The sequence below is a fragment of the Cyanobacteria bacterium GSL.Bin1 genome, from assembly GCA_009909085.1.
Taxonomy (GTDB): Bacteria; Cyanobacteriota; Cyanobacteriia; order Cyanobacteriales; family Rubidibacteraceae; genus Halothece.
The window spans coordinates 1-16363 of sequence record JAAANX010000045.1 but is presented as its reverse complement, the minus strand read 5'-3'; the positions used below and the strand labels follow the sequence as shown (position 1 = coordinate 16363).

General features: G+C 44.7%; 14 protein-coding genes and 1 pseudogene. 8 read left to right on the top strand and 7 right to left on the bottom strand.

Annotated elements, in window-relative coordinates; all coding sequences use genetic code 11:
* Positions 1-173: 173 nt before the first annotated feature.
* A complete protein-coding gene (locus GVY04_04585; GenBank protein ID NBD15431.1) occupies positions 174-2003 on the bottom strand; it encodes an NAD(P)H-quinone oxidoreductase subunit F in 1830 nt (609 codons plus the stop codon).
* A gap of 103 nt (positions 2004-2106) precedes the next feature.
* Between GVY04_04585 and GVY04_04580 the strand changes: the two genes are divergently transcribed.
* Positions 2107-3033 (top strand): LysR family transcriptional regulator, encoded by a 927-nt coding sequence (locus GVY04_04580; protein ID NBD15430.1) that lies wholly within the window; start codon positions 2107-2109, stop codon positions 3031-3033.
* Between the two features lie 74 nt (positions 3034-3107).
* The gene (locus tag GVY04_04575; GenBank protein NBD15429.1) at positions 3108-3443 is read left to right on the top strand and encodes a DUF2288 family protein; all 336 of its coding nucleotides are present in this window, start codon (positions 3108-3110) and stop codon (positions 3441-3443) included.
* Here the strand turns inward: GVY04_04575 and GVY04_04570 are convergent.
* On the bottom strand, positions 3352-4041 hold the full coding sequence (locus GVY04_04570) for a YdcF family protein (protein ID NBD15428.1): 690 nt from the start codon (positions 4039-4041) through the stop codon (positions 3352-3354). The genes GVY04_04575 and GVY04_04570 overlap by 92 nt on opposite strands.
* A gap of 377 nt (positions 4042-4418) precedes the next feature.
* On the opposite strand from GVY04_04570, the gene GVY04_04565 reads away from it, so the two are divergent.
* Positions 4419-5969 carry an FAD-binding oxidoreductase gene (locus tag GVY04_04565; protein ID NBD15427.1) on the top strand — a complete coding sequence of 517 codons (1551 nt, stop codon included), beginning with the start codon at positions 4419-4421 and terminating at the stop codon, positions 5967-5969.
* Positions 5970-6007: 38 nt separating this feature from the next.
* Here the strand turns inward: GVY04_04565 and GVY04_04560 are convergent, their stop codons facing one another.
* Positions 6008-6397, bottom strand: coding sequence for a hypothetical protein (locus tag GVY04_04560; protein ID NBD15426.1), 390 nt, complete (start codon positions 6395-6397; stop codon positions 6008-6010).
* A 201-nt stretch (positions 6398-6598) separates the two neighbouring features.
* Here GVY04_04560 and queA point away from each other — a divergent pair, with 201 nt between their 5' ends.
* The 5 genes from queA to GVY04_04535 all read left to right on the top strand — a co-directional run bounded on the left by queA (position 6599) and on the right by GVY04_04535 (position 12549).
* Positions 6599-7678 carry a tRNA preQ1(34) S-adenosylmethionine ribosyltransferase-isomerase QueA gene (gene queA / locus GVY04_04555; GenBank protein ID NBD15425.1) on the top strand — a complete coding sequence of 360 codons (1080 nt, stop codon included), beginning with the start codon at positions 6599-6601 and terminating at the stop codon, positions 7676-7678.
* A gap of 73 nt (positions 7679-7751) precedes the next feature.
* Positions 7752-9263 (top strand): anthranilate synthase component I, encoded by a 1512-nt coding sequence (trpE, locus tag GVY04_04550; GenBank protein ID NBD15424.1) that lies wholly within the window; start codon positions 7752-7754, stop codon positions 9261-9263.
* 36 nt (positions 9264-9299) lie between these two features.
* Positions 9300-10478 carry a calcium/sodium antiporter gene (locus tag GVY04_04545; GenBank protein ID NBD15423.1) on the top strand — a complete coding sequence of 393 codons (1179 nt, stop codon included), beginning with the start codon at positions 9300-9302 and terminating at the stop codon, positions 10476-10478.
* Between the two features lie 78 nt (positions 10479-10556).
* On the top strand, positions 10557-11621 hold the full coding sequence (locus GVY04_04540; GenBank protein ID NBD15422.1) for a fasciclin domain-containing protein: 1065 nt from the start codon (positions 10557-10559) through the stop codon (positions 11619-11621).
* Between the two features lie 199 nt (positions 11622-11820).
* The gene (locus tag GVY04_04535; GenBank protein ID NBD15421.1) at positions 11821-12549 is read left to right on the top strand and encodes a DUF3318 domain-containing protein; all 729 of its coding nucleotides are present in this window, start codon (positions 11821-11823) and stop codon (positions 12547-12549) included.
* A gap of 85 nt (positions 12550-12634) precedes the next feature.
* Here GVY04_04535 and GVY04_04530 read toward each other — a convergent pair whose 3' ends face one another.
* The 4 genes and pseudogenes from GVY04_04530 to GVY04_04515 form a co-directional block, all read right to left on the bottom strand.
* Positions 12635-13405: a 4Fe-4S cluster-binding domain-containing protein gene (locus tag GVY04_04530; GenBank protein ID NBD15420.1), complete on the bottom strand. Its 771-nt coding sequence runs from the start codon at positions 13403-13405 to the stop codon at positions 12635-12637.
* Positions 13406-13562: 157 nt separating this feature from the next.
* A complete protein-coding gene (locus GVY04_04525; GenBank protein ID NBD15419.1) occupies positions 13563-14177 on the bottom strand; it encodes a Uma2 family endonuclease in 615 nt (204 codons plus the stop codon).
* Positions 14178-14202: 25 nt separating this feature from the next.
* Positions 14203-14811 (bottom strand): annotated as a pseudogene (locus GVY04_04520) (Uma2 family endonuclease).
* A gap of 342 nt (positions 14812-15153) precedes the next feature.
* Positions 15154-16311 carry a hypothetical protein gene (locus GVY04_04515; protein NBD15418.1) on the bottom strand — a complete coding sequence of 386 codons (1158 nt, stop codon included), beginning with the start codon at positions 16309-16311 and terminating at the stop codon, positions 15154-15156.
* Between the last annotated feature and the right edge of the window lie 52 nt (positions 16312-16363).

Sequence of the window (16363 nt, the reverse complement as noted above, 5' to 3'; positions counted from 1 at the left end):
TGTCCTGGACTAACCCAGTTGGGCGAGATTCCGCCCTCTTACATCTAATCCAAACTAGAGAAACATCTGGAAGTGTTTACTCGCTAACCGCTCATGGCTCTATTCGCAGCTACGGGGAGGTGATCTCTCCCCAATCCCCCACCTCACGAAGTAGGTGGGGGTCATTGAAGCAGTTACTGAATTAAAGGTAAACAAACAATCGCCCCAAACAGAGCAACACCGCCCACAATCGAAAGCATATAAAATTGGGTAGCACCAGAGTTGTTATATTTCAAGCCTTGACCACTCAACATGGTGAAAAAGCCAATTAAGTTGACAATCCCATCCACGATATATTTGTCCACCCAAGCAATCACTTGGGAAATAATATTCACAAAAAACACGACGCTCGCTTGATACACCTTGACGGTATAACAGTCGTAAGCAAAGAAATTTTTAATGCTTTGGGGAATAAACGCCAACTGCGGGGTTTGATTGCCATACACAACAATTGCGCCCACCATACCAACGATACTAGACGCAATTAAAGTCAAAACCGGTACCCAATTGATGGTTTCCCAGGAGGGGAGGAGTTGACCATTCGCCATTAAAAGCGGAAGATGCAATGTTATTCCTGCGCCAATCACCGTTGGAAAGACCATAATCCACAATCCTTCTGGAGAACGAACCGTCATTTGTTTAACATCGCCAGCAAAGACCAAACAGAATAACCGCAATAAACTAAATGCGAGTAACCCGTTAGTAACTAACACAATCCCAGCTAAGACGGGCTGCATTGTCCACAGAGAATCCAGGAGAGACGACAATGACCAAAAACCGCCTAAAGGAGGCAGGGCAAGCAAGCCAGCAACGCCCACTAAGTAGGATAACCCGCTAATGGGACGACGAGACCAGAGACCGCCGAGAAGCGTGACATCTTGAGTAATATTGCTCAGAACAATATTCCCGATTGCCATCACCAATAGCGCCATCGCCAGGGAGTAAGTCAACAGTAAAATTAACGCCGTTTGGGTTTCGCCAATGCCCGCCGCAATAAAGACTAAGCCGAGAAAGGCACTCACCCCATAAGATAAAATCCGTTTAATATCGGTTTGCGCGATCGCGATTAAACTGCCGCCAATCGCTGTGATTGACCCAATGGCAAGAGTTGTAGCAACCCCAACCGGAGAAATAGCAATTAGAGGCTGCACTAAAATTAAAACCCAAGCCCCCGTACAAACAACCACGCCATTACGAAGAATGGTTGAGGGTAAGGGACCTTCCATTGCTTCATCCAGCCAGAGGTGTAACGGGAATTGAGCGCATTTTCCCACCGGTCCCGCCAGTAAGGCTAAACTTAGTAATATCGCTACGGTTGGGCTTAAATCGGCAGTTTCTGCCCAAATGGTGAGTTCTTGATAGTTCCAGGTTCCCGCGAGGGGATAAAGGGCAACCACTGCCATCAGGACAAACAAGTCTCCCACCCGCTTGGTGAGGAAGGCATCGCGTGCCCCAGTGACCACCAAAGACTGGTTGAACCAATAACCAATGAGAAGATAGGTGCCGAGGGTGAGAATTTCCAGCATGACATAGCTGAAAAATAGAGAATTCGTCAGAATCAGTGTACAAATTCCGGCTTCAAAGAAGGCAAGTAGGGAATAAAAGCGGGCCCATCCCCAATCCATTTCTAGGTAGGCAATCGCATAAATTTGGGCCAGGAGGTTTAAGCCGGTTACAACCATCAGCGCCACCAGCTTGGTTAAAGAAACTGACCACTCAAAGTCGATTTGTAGGCTGGCAGCATCCAGCCAACTGACACTAAAGTATTGAGGCGCTTGATTTTGCATGGCTGCAAACGCCAAAATACTATGTAAGAGGGCAAGTAACGTCATTAACGCGTTGAGATATCCCGCCGGTCTTGGTCCGGTGCGACGGGAAATCCCCGGCGACCAAAAAATGCTTAATCCCATTCCCAATAAGGGATAGCAAGGAATTAGCCAGCTCGTATTGAGAACATTACTCATGTTTTAAAACTGCTATCATAACCGATTTTATGATCATACTATGTGAAATAACATATAATGTAAAATTGATAATTGGTATATAAACGATAGCGATAATTCTATAATGAAAAACGCGACTCTCCATCAACTGCGCGTCTTTGTGGTTGCAGCCAAACATCTCAGTTTTACCAAAGCAGCCGAAGAATTATTTTTGACGCAGCCAACGGTGTCCATGCAGATGAAGCAACTGACTAAAGCCGTCGGACTGCCTTTATTTGAACAGATTGGGAAACGATTGTATTTAACGCAAGCGGGAGAAATTTTATATGAAAGTTGTCAGCGCATCTTTACCGAGTTAGGGGAATTTGAAAGCGCGATCGCGAACATGAAGGGGTTGAAACAAGGGCAACTGAACTTGAGTGCCGTTTCCACCACCAAATACTTTTTACCGCGCATTATTGGTCCTTTTTGTCAGCAATATCCCGGCGTTGAACTCTCGTTACGTTTTACCAACCATGAACGTATTTTACAGTATCTTACGGATAATGAAGACGATTTTTATATTCTCAGTCAACTTCCTGCCACCGTTGATGTGACCGCCCATCGCATTTTAGAAAATCCCCTCGTCGCGATCGCGCCCTCGGATCACCCCTTAGCCCAAGAAACCAATATTCCCTTTGCCCGTCTCGCCGAAGAACCCTTTATCATGCGGGAACCCGGTTCAGGAACCCGTCAAGCCTTAGAAGAACTTTTTCATAAACATCAAAGGGATTTAAAAGTGCGCCTCGAATTAGGCAGTAACGAGGCGATCAAACAAGCGATTCTCGGTGGATTAGGCATTTCTGTTTTATCTCAACATACTCTAACTTTGGAGAAAGATACCGGTTTATTTGCCATTTTGGATGTAGAAGATTTACCCATTCAACGCAATTGGTATGCCATTTATCCAGCAGGGAAACAACCCTCGGTTGTGGCGCGCACGTTCTTAGAATATTTGGAAGCTGACCATCAGTTAACCATGAATCATGGCGAATTAATAATTGACAAGTAATCCTTGGCAATTGAAAATTAAGATTGTCCTTTGTTCTTGATTAGCAGATCTGAACAACAAATGACCAGTGACTCATGACAAGAGACATCAGAACTGCCCTTGCAGAAAGTTTAGAACCAGCAAATTGGGAATCGTTGCAACCTCACGCGAAACGGGATGCTTTGATTATTGTTTCTCCCAGTTTAGATATTGTGGAAGTGGGAAGCGCGATCGCGCATGATGAAACAGAGACAGTGCAACAGTGGATTCAAAAAGAACTCTTAAAAAAACCCTCTGCCAACCAACTCTCTTTATGGAATGCTCAACCCAATAAAGCGTTTAATACTCTGATTGTTCAGCCTTATGTTTTGGTGCAAGAACTTCCGGTAGATTCCACTGACGCAGCAATTGATCCGAATCACTCAGACTAGCTCCGGTATAGCCGGTGGCGACCCACAGCACTGCCCGACAGCCATCTCGCAAGGCTTTTTGCCAAGATTCCGAGGGAAACTCAGTTGGTACTGCCATCGGTTTCAGGATAATTCCGCGGCTCCCAAACACAATTTCTCCCACCACTCGCGCCCGTCGCATATGATTTTCTGAGGTCACCAGATAGACACTATCAATCCCGTGTGCTTTCAACTCATCCACGAGCGTCGTGAAATTGGTCACCGTATCTTGCGCGCGATAATCTAAATGAACGCGATCGCGCGCAATTCCCTCTTTTTGAAAAATCTTTTCTACATACCAGCGGGGGCTTCCTGAAGAGACCCAAATTGGTAGACTGGGATATTGTTTGGCAAATTTTGCTGCATATCGTTCCCTTTCTTCCGCCCCGCCTAAGACTAACATCGCTTCTGGACGAACGAACCACTGCTGCAATTGCTTATACCCACCCCAACCAGCAATTGCAAGCACGAAGACAAGTCCAAGCCAACGTTTTTTCCGCTTTTTGCTCACGTTCTCCTCATCACCACGTCCACAGTTGATGTTATTTTTACAGGACGAGGAGTAAAAATGCAATGTCATTGATCATAGGATCCCAATTCTCATTCGTTTTTCTTGCCCTTACCCTGGAATGCACTGAACGCGCATTCAAGGCTACACTAGAAATAATAAGGAAACGTTCATGACATGAATAGTTCTCTAGTGGAAGATGCTGAATTACGGCGATTACAAACAATGGCAGAATCAACACAAAAGCTGTCCAATGAGTTAAAAGTGGAACCACCAGCAGTTGATTGGCGGGCATGATTAGGGTTTAGTAATCTGAAAGCGTAACATTTTTTGCATCCCTTGAGAATGAAATAGTCCGGCTGGAGTTCAAGGTCTAGCCTCAACCTTGATAATCGTCTTACGAACCCAAAAACTTCCGCTCTTAATTGAATTAGAAAGGCTATACTACCATGAAACCCACTGAAAAAATCCTTTCCCAACTCCCCGGTGATGTTTTAGGGGGGTTGCGTAAAGCTGACCAAATTTGGCACGGCATTCGCCACGAAACCAGTTCACCCCCACAAGTGATTCAAACCAGTAACGATGTCCTTTCTTCCTCTACATTTGATGTCATTATCTGCGGAGGTACACTCGGGATTTTACTCGCAACAGGATTACAACAAAGAGGATTTAAAGTTGGCATTTTAGAACGAGGGATTTTGCGGGGACGGGAACAGGAATGGAATATTTCCCGTCAGGAATTACTAGTATTAGTTGAGCTGGGATTACTCACAGAAAGTGAATTAGAAAGCGCGATTACTTCCGGTTATAATCCGGCCCGAGTTGCTTTTCACCAAGGCATAGAGCTGTGGGTGAATGACGTTCTTAATCTTGGAGTTGACCCCGTAATTCTGCTTGATTTGCTTAAAAATAAGTTCCTCAATGAGGGGGGAACATTACTCGAAAAAACAGCCTTTCAAGGAGCAACAATTCATCCCAATGGTGTTGCGATTCAAACGGATCAAAACACACTAACCACCCGACTTTTAGTGGATGCAATGGGACACTTTTCTCCAATTGTAAAACAAGCGAGAAACGGCGAAAAACCTGAGGGTACTTGTGTTGTTGTCGGGAGTTGCGCTGATGGTTATCCCCATAATGAAACTGGCGATTTACTAGCTTCTTTTACGCCCATTCAAAATCAATGTCAATATTTTTGGGAAGCCTTTCCCGCTAAAGATGGACGCACTACTTATTTATTCTCTTATTTAGATGCGGATCCCGCGCGTCCGAGTTTAGAATTTTTCATGGATGAATATTTCCGCTTACTACCCGAATATCAACAAGTAGAACTGTCACAATTAGATTTCAAACGGGTTTTATTTGGCTTTTTTCCCGCTTACAAAAATAGTCCCTTACGAGTTCGGTGGTCACGCATTCTTCCTATTGGCGATAGCAGTGGCATTCAATCTCCAGTCAGTTTCGGCGGTTTTGGGGCGATGATTCGTCATCTTTCTCGCCTTACCCAAGGTGTGACCGAAGCCCTGAATGCTGATACTTTGTCTCGCCAAGATCTGGCATTGTTACAGCCTTATCAACCTAATATTTCGGTAACTTGGCTTTTTCAACGCACCATGAGTGTTGGGGTGGATCAACAGCTTTCGCCAAATCAGATTAATGAGCTCTTAAGTGGGGTGTTTACTGCAATGAATCGCTTGGGAGACGATGTCCTCAAACCGTTTCTGCAAGATGTCGTCCAGTTCCCCGCTTTGACTCAAGCCTTAGCCCTCACCGCTTTTAGGCGACCGGATATTGTGTTCCCCGTTATTCCACAAGTGGGTATTTCTCCCCTCTTGGATTGGTTAGTTCACTATATTAATCTCGGTCTATACAGTGGTTTAGCAGAAATCAGCCAACCGTTGCTCCCCGCACTCAAAAACCTTTCTCCTGAACAACAATACCGTTTGCACCGATTAATTGAAGGGTGGCAATATGGGTCAGGAAAAGATTACCACCATTAAATTATTGAGTAATAATGATTAATTTTAGGCAATTTTAATCAAGCGAGCGTTTCTGGGCAATATCCCAGTCCTTTCGTGAATTGTTCGCGAAACGCTTCAATATCACTATAATTTGGCTGACCATGGGAAACAATTGCCAACTGATAGCGACGCATGACATCAACCATTGGTTGTCCCACTTCTAAACTCCACAGTGCCATTTGCAAACGAATTTCTGGCTCGTAGGGAATGCCAATTTCATTGAGGTAAGCTTGGAAATCACCATGTTGATCTGAGGTGAGGGATTGCTGAAAGTGAATTTTAACCAGCCAACCATCAATGCGGTGAATTACAGTCACGATGCTTGTCGGAAGTTCTGAATTTCCGCAAAGATGGTCAATCAGTCTGAGCGTTAAACTGGCATTAGCAAGAAAATAGATATACTTCATTTTTGGAAAAACCTCCATCGCGCGATCCCATCGGTCTGCGCTATCTTTAGTTTCCCAGAGTGACTGAGTCTCTTACTAGGGGAAGATCCCCCAATTTATACATTGACGATAAGAGATAACCGTCGATTTTGGCTAAACTGCATGGATTTTTTGTAAATTGTCCATACCAGGTTCGTAATAATGTTGTTTTAATCAGGAATGATGAAAGTTGATTCTTCCCCCTTAGACCAAAAACTGAGTAGTTACGATTACCAACTCCCAGAAAATTATATTGCCCAAACGCCTGTTACCCCTCGCGATCATTCCCGCTTGTTGGTGGCCGATTCCCCCACGACTCATTATCACCAACGTTTTTATGATCTCCCCCAGTGGCTACAAGCTGGGGATTTATTAGTGGTTAACAATACAAAAGTGATTCCAGCGCGAATGTATGGGCACAAAACCACCGGTGCAGCAGTGGAAGTGTTGCTGTTAGAAGAAACCAATCCCAATTGCTGGTTAGCCTTGGTTAAGCCCGGAAAACGCTTGCCAATCGGGGCCAAGATTCAATTTTTTTCCCGTCAAGGAAAACAAAAACCAATTTTGGAAGCCACTGTTATGGCAAAAGATGAGGCAACCGGTGGACGGTTCTTACAGTTTGATCGACCAGCACAAACCTCGTTAATTAGCGTTTTAGACGACTATGGAGAGATTCCTTTTCCCCCTTATGTGACTTCTCGCCAAGCCCAACCCGAACAATATCAGACGGTTTATGCCCAAGAACAAGGCGCGATCGCGGCACCCACTGCTGGCTTACATTTTACCGATGAGTTATTAGCGACGTTAGCACAGAAGGGAATTGCCCAAACCGAAGTGACGCTTCATGTGGGAGTGGGAACGTTTCGCCCTGTGGAAACCGAAACGATTACGGATCATCAGATGCACCAAGAATGGATTAATGTTCCCCCAGCAACAGTCGAGAAAATTAAGGTAACGAAAGCGCAAGGTGGACGGGTAATTGCAGTAGGAACAACGGTGGTGCGCGCTTTAGAAGGGGCAGTGGCTGCCCAGGGCAGTCTCGATGCGTTTTGTGGCAAAACGGATTTATTTATCTATCCGGGTTATGAGTTACAAGTGGTAGATGGTTTGATTACCAACTTTCATTTACCGCGTTCGAGTTTATTGATGTTGGTGAGTGCGTTTATTGGACGTCAACGGTTATTATCGTTGTATGAAGACGCGATCGCGCATCAGTATCGTTTTTATTCTTTTGGCGATGCGATGTTAATTCTTGGTCATTAGTCATTAGTCATTGGTCATTAGGGGTTGATCGCTCACATAAATAACAAAGCAGTAAGAATAAATAAAAAGATCAATGATCGAATTTTCCCAGTTTTGCGAACTTGCCAGTGAAGGTAACTTTATCCCGGTTTACCAAGAATGCACAGCTGATCTAGAGACACCGGTTTCGGCTTGGTTTAAAGTTTGCGCAGGACAACCCTATAGTTTTCTCTTAGAGTCAGTAGAAGGGGGAGAAAACCTCGGACGCTACAGTTTTTTAGGCTGTGACCCAATGTGGGTTTTAGAAAATCGGGGAGAAACTACCAAACAAGTTGATCGCGCTGGGAAAGAAACGGTTTATCAGGGGAATCCCTTTACGGTCTTAAAAGAGTGTCTTGCTTCCATTCATCCGGTTCAACTCGACAACCTTCCGCCGGGAATTGGTGGTTTGTTTGGCATGTGGGGATATGAACTCATCAATTGGATTGAACCGCGAGTTCCCATTCATGACCCCCAAAAAGATGATTTACCGGATGGGGTGTGGATGCAAGTGGATCAGTTACTGGTGTTTGACCAGGTGAAGCGAAAAATTTTTGCCATTGCTTATGCGGATCTGCGAGACGAAACGGATTTGAAAATCGCTTACGAACAAGCGCGCGATCGCGTTTCTAAGTTAGTCAGTAAATTGCAATCTCCCTTGCCCAACCTGGCAACGACAGTTTCTCTGACAAAATCTCCGGCAACCGATGACTCTACCTATGAAAGCACTACCACCGAAGCCGATTTTGAACGCAGTGTTGAAAAAGCCAAGCAGTATATCCACGCCGGCGATATCTTTCAAGTGGTTCTATCGCAACGCTTAAATACCACTTACACCGGACACCCGTTTAATCTCTATCGTTCCCTGCGGATTATTAATCCTTCCCCTTACATGGCGTATTACCAGTTTGGGAATTGGCAGCTGATTGGGTCATCGCCCGAGATTATGGTGAAAGTGGAAGTCACCTCGGATCACCAACAACAAGCAACGCTGCGACCGATTGCCGGCACTCGTAAACGCGGAAAAACCGTTGCCGAAGATACAGCCCTGGCGGAAGATTTACTGCAAGACCGGAAGGAACTCGCTGAACATATTATGTTGGTGGATTTGGGACGCAATGATTTGGGGCGGGTTTGCAAGAAAGGCAGTGTAACGGTGGATCAGCTGATGACTATTGAGCGCTATTCTCATGTGATGCACATTGTTAGTAACGTCATTGGCGAAGTTGCCGATCAGCAAAGTGCTTGGGAAGTCTTGAAAGCAACTTTCCCGGCGGGAACGGTCAGTGGTGCGCCCAAAATCCGGGCTATGGAAATCATTGCCGAATTAGAACCCCATCGCCGCGGTCCCTATTCTGGGGTATATGGCTATTACGATTTTGAAGGACAACTCAACAGCGCGATCGCGATTCGCACGATGATTGTCCGCCCTAAAACTGATCAAATGCATCAAGTTTCCGTGCAAGCGGGGGCAGGCGTCGTGGCAGACTCGATTCCACAAAAAGAATATGAAGAAACACTCAATAAAGCCAAAGCATTACTAGAAGCCATTCGTGCTCTTCAGTAACGTTAAAATCATTATTAGTTACTGGTTACTTACTATATGACGATTATTTTAATCAAATTCATTGCCGGCTTAGCACTGTTAGTTAAGGGAGCGGATTATTTAGTCCAAGGTGCTGGTAAATTGGCAACGTTAGCTGGCATTTCTCCTCTTGTTGTTGGGCTAACTGTTGTTGCTTTTGGAACCAGTTCTCCGGAATTAGCCGTTAGTATTAAAGCTAATTTTACCGAACAATCGGGAATTTCAGTCGGCAATGTTATTGGTAGCAACATCACTAATATTTTATTAATTTTAGGGCTTGCTGCAACCATTACACCACTCAGAGTTTCCCAAAAATTAGTGCGTATGGATGTTCCAATTATGATTGGAATTTCCATTTTATTTTTATTTTTTAGTTTAGATCGTGAATTGGGCAAGCTGGATGGTTTGTTATTATTAGTTGGAGGAATTTTCTATACAACCTATCTCTTAATCCAAAGTCGGCGTAATCATTCATCACCAGAAGAATCCGCTGAAGAATTAACTGAAGAATTTGATGTCATTCCTCAAGAAAAATCCCTACGAGAATGGTTGGTGAATTTAGGATTATTTATCATTGGTTTTATCATGATTGTGTGGGGGTCAGATTGGCTAGTCTTTGGTGCAACCACAATTGCCTCGGCCCTAGGAGTCAGTGAACTTGTCATTGGTTTAACCGTTGTTGCCTTAGGAACTTCTCTACCTGAGTTAGCCACTTCGATTACAGCGAGTCTGAAGGGCGAAACGGATATTGCGGTGGGAAATGTGGTTGGGAGTAATATTTTTAATATTTTAATTGTGTTAGGAACAGCGGGAATTTTTGCCCCCTCTGGCGTGGAAATTTCTGCAGCGGCAATTAATTTAGATATTCCAATTATGATTGCTGTCGCGATCGCGTGCCTCCCTATTTTCTTTACGGATAATTTAATTTCTCGTTGGGAAGGTATTTTCTTTTGGCTCTATTACATTGTTTATACGCTCTTTCTGTTTCTCAAATCAATGGAACAAGAAAGTTTACCGATTTTTAATGCCGTTATGTTGTGGTTTGTTATTCCTATCACAGTGTTAACTTTGATTATAATCACATTAGCTCATTGGCGCGATCGAGCTAAGCACAGAGACGAAAGTAATCGAGCAGAATTTTCTTCTCAGGTTTATCGCGATCAACAAAAAATTAATCAGAGTGAAAGCGATAAATAATGCTTTCGGTATAGTTATTTTTTGAGGATAAAGGTTAACCTGATTTTAAAGTTATTTACAATACTTCATATTCAGGAAATGACTAACAAAGTTTCACCTTGGCAACCCTTGACGCTCAGCCTATTATTGACCTTAGGAATTAGTACAACTGTTAATGCCGAAACGCTTTCTTCTTCAAGCCAGAGGAATGCAAATTCTTCCCAACAAATCCAACTGGCGCAAGCTGAAGAAAATATTGTTAGCATTGCCAGCAATAATGAGAACTTCAGCACTTTAGTCCAAGCGGTGCAAGCAGCGGATCTTGTAGAAACTTTACAAGGAGAAGGACCCTTTACTGTTTTTGCTCCAACTAACGAAGCCTTTGCGCAGCTTCCCGATGGTCTAGTGGAATTTCTCTTGCAACCCGAAAATAAAGACCTATTAACCGATCTCTTAACCTATCATGTGGTTTCGGGTAATGTCACCTCCGATCAACTGGAAACGGGTACGGTGGAAGCGCTCAATGGTGAGCTGATGATTGATGTTTCTGAAGAGAGTGTTAGTGTCAACGATGCTAACGTTATTCAAGCTGATGTTGAAGCCAGTAATGGCGTTATTCATGCGGTTAATCAAGTGCTCATTCCAGAAGGGCTAGCAGAAACGATTCAAAGCCGTATGGAAAATACTTCTTCTCAGGAACAGAGTGAATCAGCTCAAGTAGAGGAAAGTAAGGATATTATTACTATTGCTAGCAACAATGATAATTTCAGCACTTTAGTCCAAGCCGTGCAAGCAGCTGATCTCGTGGAAACCTTACAAGGAGAAGGACCCTTCACTATTTTTGCTCCAACCAACGCCGCTTTTGCCAAGCTTCCGGAGGATTTGGTTGAATTTCTCTTACAACCCGAGAATAAAGACCTATTAGCCGATGTCTTAACTTATCACGTCGTTTCGGGAGATGTCACTTCAGATCAACTGAAAACGGGTACAGTGGAAGCGCTTGGGGGTGGTCTTGCAATTTCTGTCTCTAGCAATCAGGTCATTGTGAATAATGCCAGTGTCATTCAAGCTGATGTTGAAGCCAGCAATGGCGTCATTCATGCAGTTAATCAAGTGCTCATTCCAGAAGGCTTAGCAGAAACGATTCAAAGCCGTATGAATTAATCTTAAGTTTCTGCAGCGATTAGATTAGATCATGAGGACAGTTGATAGGGTGCGCAATTGGCGTACCCTATTGTATATTAGGGATGGTAGAACTATAGTCCCTTAAGCAACATTGTGGGGATAGATAGCCGATAACCAGCACATTAATCATAACAAAAAGCCGAGATTAAAGACTCGGTTTCTCGTCAAGGAGGTTGACATGACATCTTTTGCCACTGCTTCTGCCAGAGCCGAAATGAACGAATTACGACGTTTAAAAACCTTGCTACCGCCTGAGTTGCAAAGCTGGGTTATCGTTGAGGCAACGACAGAAGTGAATCCCCCCATTATTCGCAGCGAAGAAATTGGTCGGGATGAGGTGGAAATTCAAATTGACCTTGGCAAATGGGAGAATCTTTCTCTAGACCAACGTAATTTAATGTTTTGGCACGAAGTTGCTCGCATTCAAAATGATACTATCCCGAAGGAAGGATGGGAAATGGCAGCCCTTGCCATTGGTCTAGGGGGTGCCGTGGGTGAGCTTTGGGTGCAAGATGGTTTACTCCTTATCTTAGCGCTCGGTTTGTGTGGTGTTTCTGGCTATCGACTCTGGCAAAAAAATAATGGCGAAAAAACAACGCAAGCCCTAATTGATGCGGATGAAAAAGCGATCGCGCTGGCGACTCGTTTTGGGTATAGTGTTCCCAATGCCTATAAAAGCCTAGGCAGTGCTCTGAAAACCTTAATCGAGCAAACCCCCAATCGCCGTAATCGTAAAACTTACGAAACTCGCCTGCAAGCCCTTCGCCGGAGCGCATCGAAAGCAAAAGCCAAAATGCAAACGGATCCGAAAGGGAAGGCAGAAGCCCCAGAACCGGAACCAGAATCCCGTCAACGGGCACCGAGAGCTTCTAGAAGTCAAGCCAAACGTAAAAACTTACAACGCTAAGTTCTTAGGAATTTCTAGCCATGAATCGAGATTTTCGCTGAGAGAATCTCGATTTTTTTGATCTTTAACGAGGATGTTTGAATTCTTAAAGTTGACCGATCATTTTATGAGTTTGGGGAATCACTCGCACCATGGATAAAGCCTCTTTCAAGGACCCCTGCCAAGCGAGCACTTGTTCTGGCGTTGGCGGCAGAATGGCTTCTCCGGCAATGGGCGTTGCTGGTTGCAAAATGACAGGAATCTGAGGGCTAATTTCAGTAATGATCGTTCTCGCTTGGTCTAAATCTTCCCAACTCGTTTGATCCGAAACAATTAACTTGATAAAAATTTCCTTTTCCGGAAAACAACGTCGCAAAAATTCTCGATGGGCATCCCATCGTTTTTCGCCGCTCACACTGGGTAACTTCATGTCCATCCCGATGCTGTCAAGATCATCAAGAATGAGGGATAACTGTTGCGGTCGATGTCCCCCGGTTTCCAAGTAAATCGGTAAGGGAATTAAAGATTTTAATTTGGGCAAAAACTGCTGTAAAAATTTGGCGTGTAAGAGCGGTTCTCCCCCCGTTAAGCTAATACTATCGTGAAGATGAGCTTGCTCTTGTTGATGAATCCAACTGAGGAGTTGTTCGGCTTCTACCGGATTTTGATAAACTTCAAAATCTCGCTGACCGGGAGTTTTTTCAATGCGACATTGCGTGTCTATATCCCAGGTATGAGCACTATCGCAAAACTGACACCGTAAGTCACAACCGCCAAACCGAATAAAAATTTGTCGGGTTCCGACGTTTAATCCTTCTCCTTGAATGGCCGAAAACACTTCGACTAAATGAGCAGTGGCTGTTTTGACGACTGTCATAACTCCATAACGAATGATTTGAGCTTGGTCTTTAAGTTTATCTTAAAATCCCACCCCTCGCCTTCTTCCTCAATTTTAGTTTGGACATTGGTAACCACTTAAGGAAATGGGAAAAAAGTCAATTAGAAAGGCAAATATAGACATTTTTTCTGCGTTTTCAATTTAAAATTCGACTCAAGCTTAAAACAAATCCAGGTAAAACATCTTCACCAGATAATTCGGTGGGATGTTCTAAAACTTCTTTTTCTTTCCCTTGACGATAAATTTCCACTCGTTGCTGTTGCGGATCAATTAGCCACCCTAATCTTGCACCATTGTCTAAATATTCTTGCATTTTCTCTTGTAGGGGTTTGAGTTGATCGCTGCGAGACCGTAATTCCACCACAAAGTCAGGACAAATTTTAGGAAAGGTTGTTTTATCTTCTGGCGTTAGGGCTTCCCAACGGTTTCGACTGACCCAAGACGCATCGGGAGAACGAATCGCGCCATTGGGTAAGGTGAAGCCTGTGGAAGAATCAAAGACTTTTCCAATTTCACCTGTATTGCGCCACCATAGATATAGTTCCCCAGCAATCTTCCCATTTTGTTCTCCAGTTTCCCAACCTGCGGGTGGATTCACAATTAATTCTCCTTGAGACGTTCTTTCCAGTCGTAAATCTCGATTCGCTGCTGCTAAAGCCGTAAACTGTTCTAGGGTGACGAAGAGCGAGATCGAGGTGGGCAATTCAATCAATAGGGTTTGGCTTTCGGGAGTGGTGGGAGTTTGTAGCATTTTGACCTCCTGCGCGATCGCGCTTTCAATTTAAAATTCGACTCAAACTTAAACGAAATCCAGGTAAAACATCTTCACGGGATAATTCGGTGGGATGTTCTAAAACTTCTTTTTTTTTCCCTTGACGATAAATTTCCACTCGTTGCTATTGCGGATCAATTAGCCACCCTAATCTTGCACCATTGTCTAAATATTCTTTCATTTTGTCTTGTATGGGGCGCAGAAGATCACTTAAAGACCGTAATTCAACCACAAAATCAGGGCAAATTTTAGGAAAGGTTGTTTTATCTTCTGGCGTTAGGGCTTCCCAACGGCTTCGACTGACCCAAGACGCATCGGGAGAACGAATCGCCCCGTTGGGTAAAATAAAGCCCGTGGAAGAATCAAAGGCTTCCCCTAGCTGTTCATGGTTTTCATACCAGCGATCCAGTTGTCCGGTCAGACTGCGGTTGCGTTTTCCTGTTTCCCAACCGGTTGGCGGATTCACAATTAATTCTCCTTGCGATGTTCTTTCGAGTTGTAGGTCACGATTGAGCGTGGCGAGGGTGGTAAACTGTTCTAAAGTTACTTGCAGCGCGATCGTTCTGGGGAGTTCAATCAATAGGGTTTCGGGATTGGTGGGAGTTTGTATCATCTGAACCTCCTAGGATGATCTATTTACTATTACATCGCATCAGCAATAGTGCAGGGGATGAGATGAGAATTGGAGGGCGAGAAGTGTGGCGTTGTCATTCGCACCGCGCTGGAAGGAAAATTAAGTCCATGATTGCGTCAGCCCCTGATTGTAGGGATGCAAGAGTTTCAACTATTTCGGCAATTTCATTTGCAGATACTAAATCCCAAACCCCATCAGAACAGAGAAAGATTCTGTCTCCATCTTCAACAAAAGATCCGTGGGACTCCCCCACCTCGGAACAGGTGGGGGAGGAAAGCGGGTGAGTCGATACCGCTCGATGCCGTTGAGACTCACAACCTCTTAGGCTACGCATAGACCATTTGACCTCCTGATTAACGTTGTTTTTGACACTGAAAACTGCCCGATTCGCTTCCATTGCCAGTCATACAGCGATACAACTTTATTGACTTCGCTGTAGCCGCCAATGTAGCCGATCGACTCGGTTTTACCTTTATTAGCACGAACTAAGTCACCCACCCTAAAGCCCCAAGGGGTAATGGTTCCGCCTTTGCGCTTCCTAACTCCGTTTTTGCTTGGAACCTCGAAGTGAAGCTGGCGACGAAATACGCCATACTCCTTGCCACGCTTGACTGCACCAGGGCGAGTAATGATACGAAATTGGGAATTGGTTATGGTTACCTTACCCTTCCAAGTTTTACCGTGACCACGAGAACTGTAAAAACACCGAAATTGAATGAAATAACTGCAAGCCAAGGCAACACCGTCAACGCTGTGCGTTTCCGGCTTTGCTTCTGACTTATTTTGCTTGTCCTTCACCAATCCCAAGGCAGTACGAAGCTGAGAAGTGCCGTTGCCGTCTTTCTGCCAGCCTTCTCGCACGTCAACAGGGGCAATCTTTTCTAGTTCTGAAATACAGAATTTTTGTCCAATCATAACGGGAGAAAAGCCCTTACCAGAACGCGCACCCTTGCGCCCACTGGTCAGATCTACATCAGCCCTTACTTTCTCGTAGCCAATGGCGGTTATGGGGTAAATGGTGGCAATCTCCTTCACCACTCGAATTTCCAGTTGCCGAGATGCCCGAATCGAGGGAGCTAGCTGGTTCCCCCTGCGATTATTGAACCGCTTTTGGCGATGATTTCGCAGCTTGAATGGAACATCTCGATTGATACGTCGAGAACGACGACCTCGACGCAATAAACGACGTTGATCCATTCTGGCTCTTACTCTACCAAATGGCAAAATCAGATGCAGTTGGAGCAGTGTGCATTTTGCAGACTGCACCCCCACCCCAGAATAAGATTTGCCAGGGTCTAGTCCCGCCACGACGGGTTGAGTTTCAGTTCCTGATGGTTCTTGAAGCAACTGAACGTAGGACAGGCCCAAATCGCTCCACTTGCCAACTGCACGACCTGACTCTACCCATTTACGAGCCCGACTGGGCTTGGTTGGCATCAGTGGTTGCCCGTCTTTGGAAACTACGGGAATTCGGTTCATAGGAGAAAATCCCTCCGAATCAGGTTTATGTCTCTTACGCCACGGTTAACGC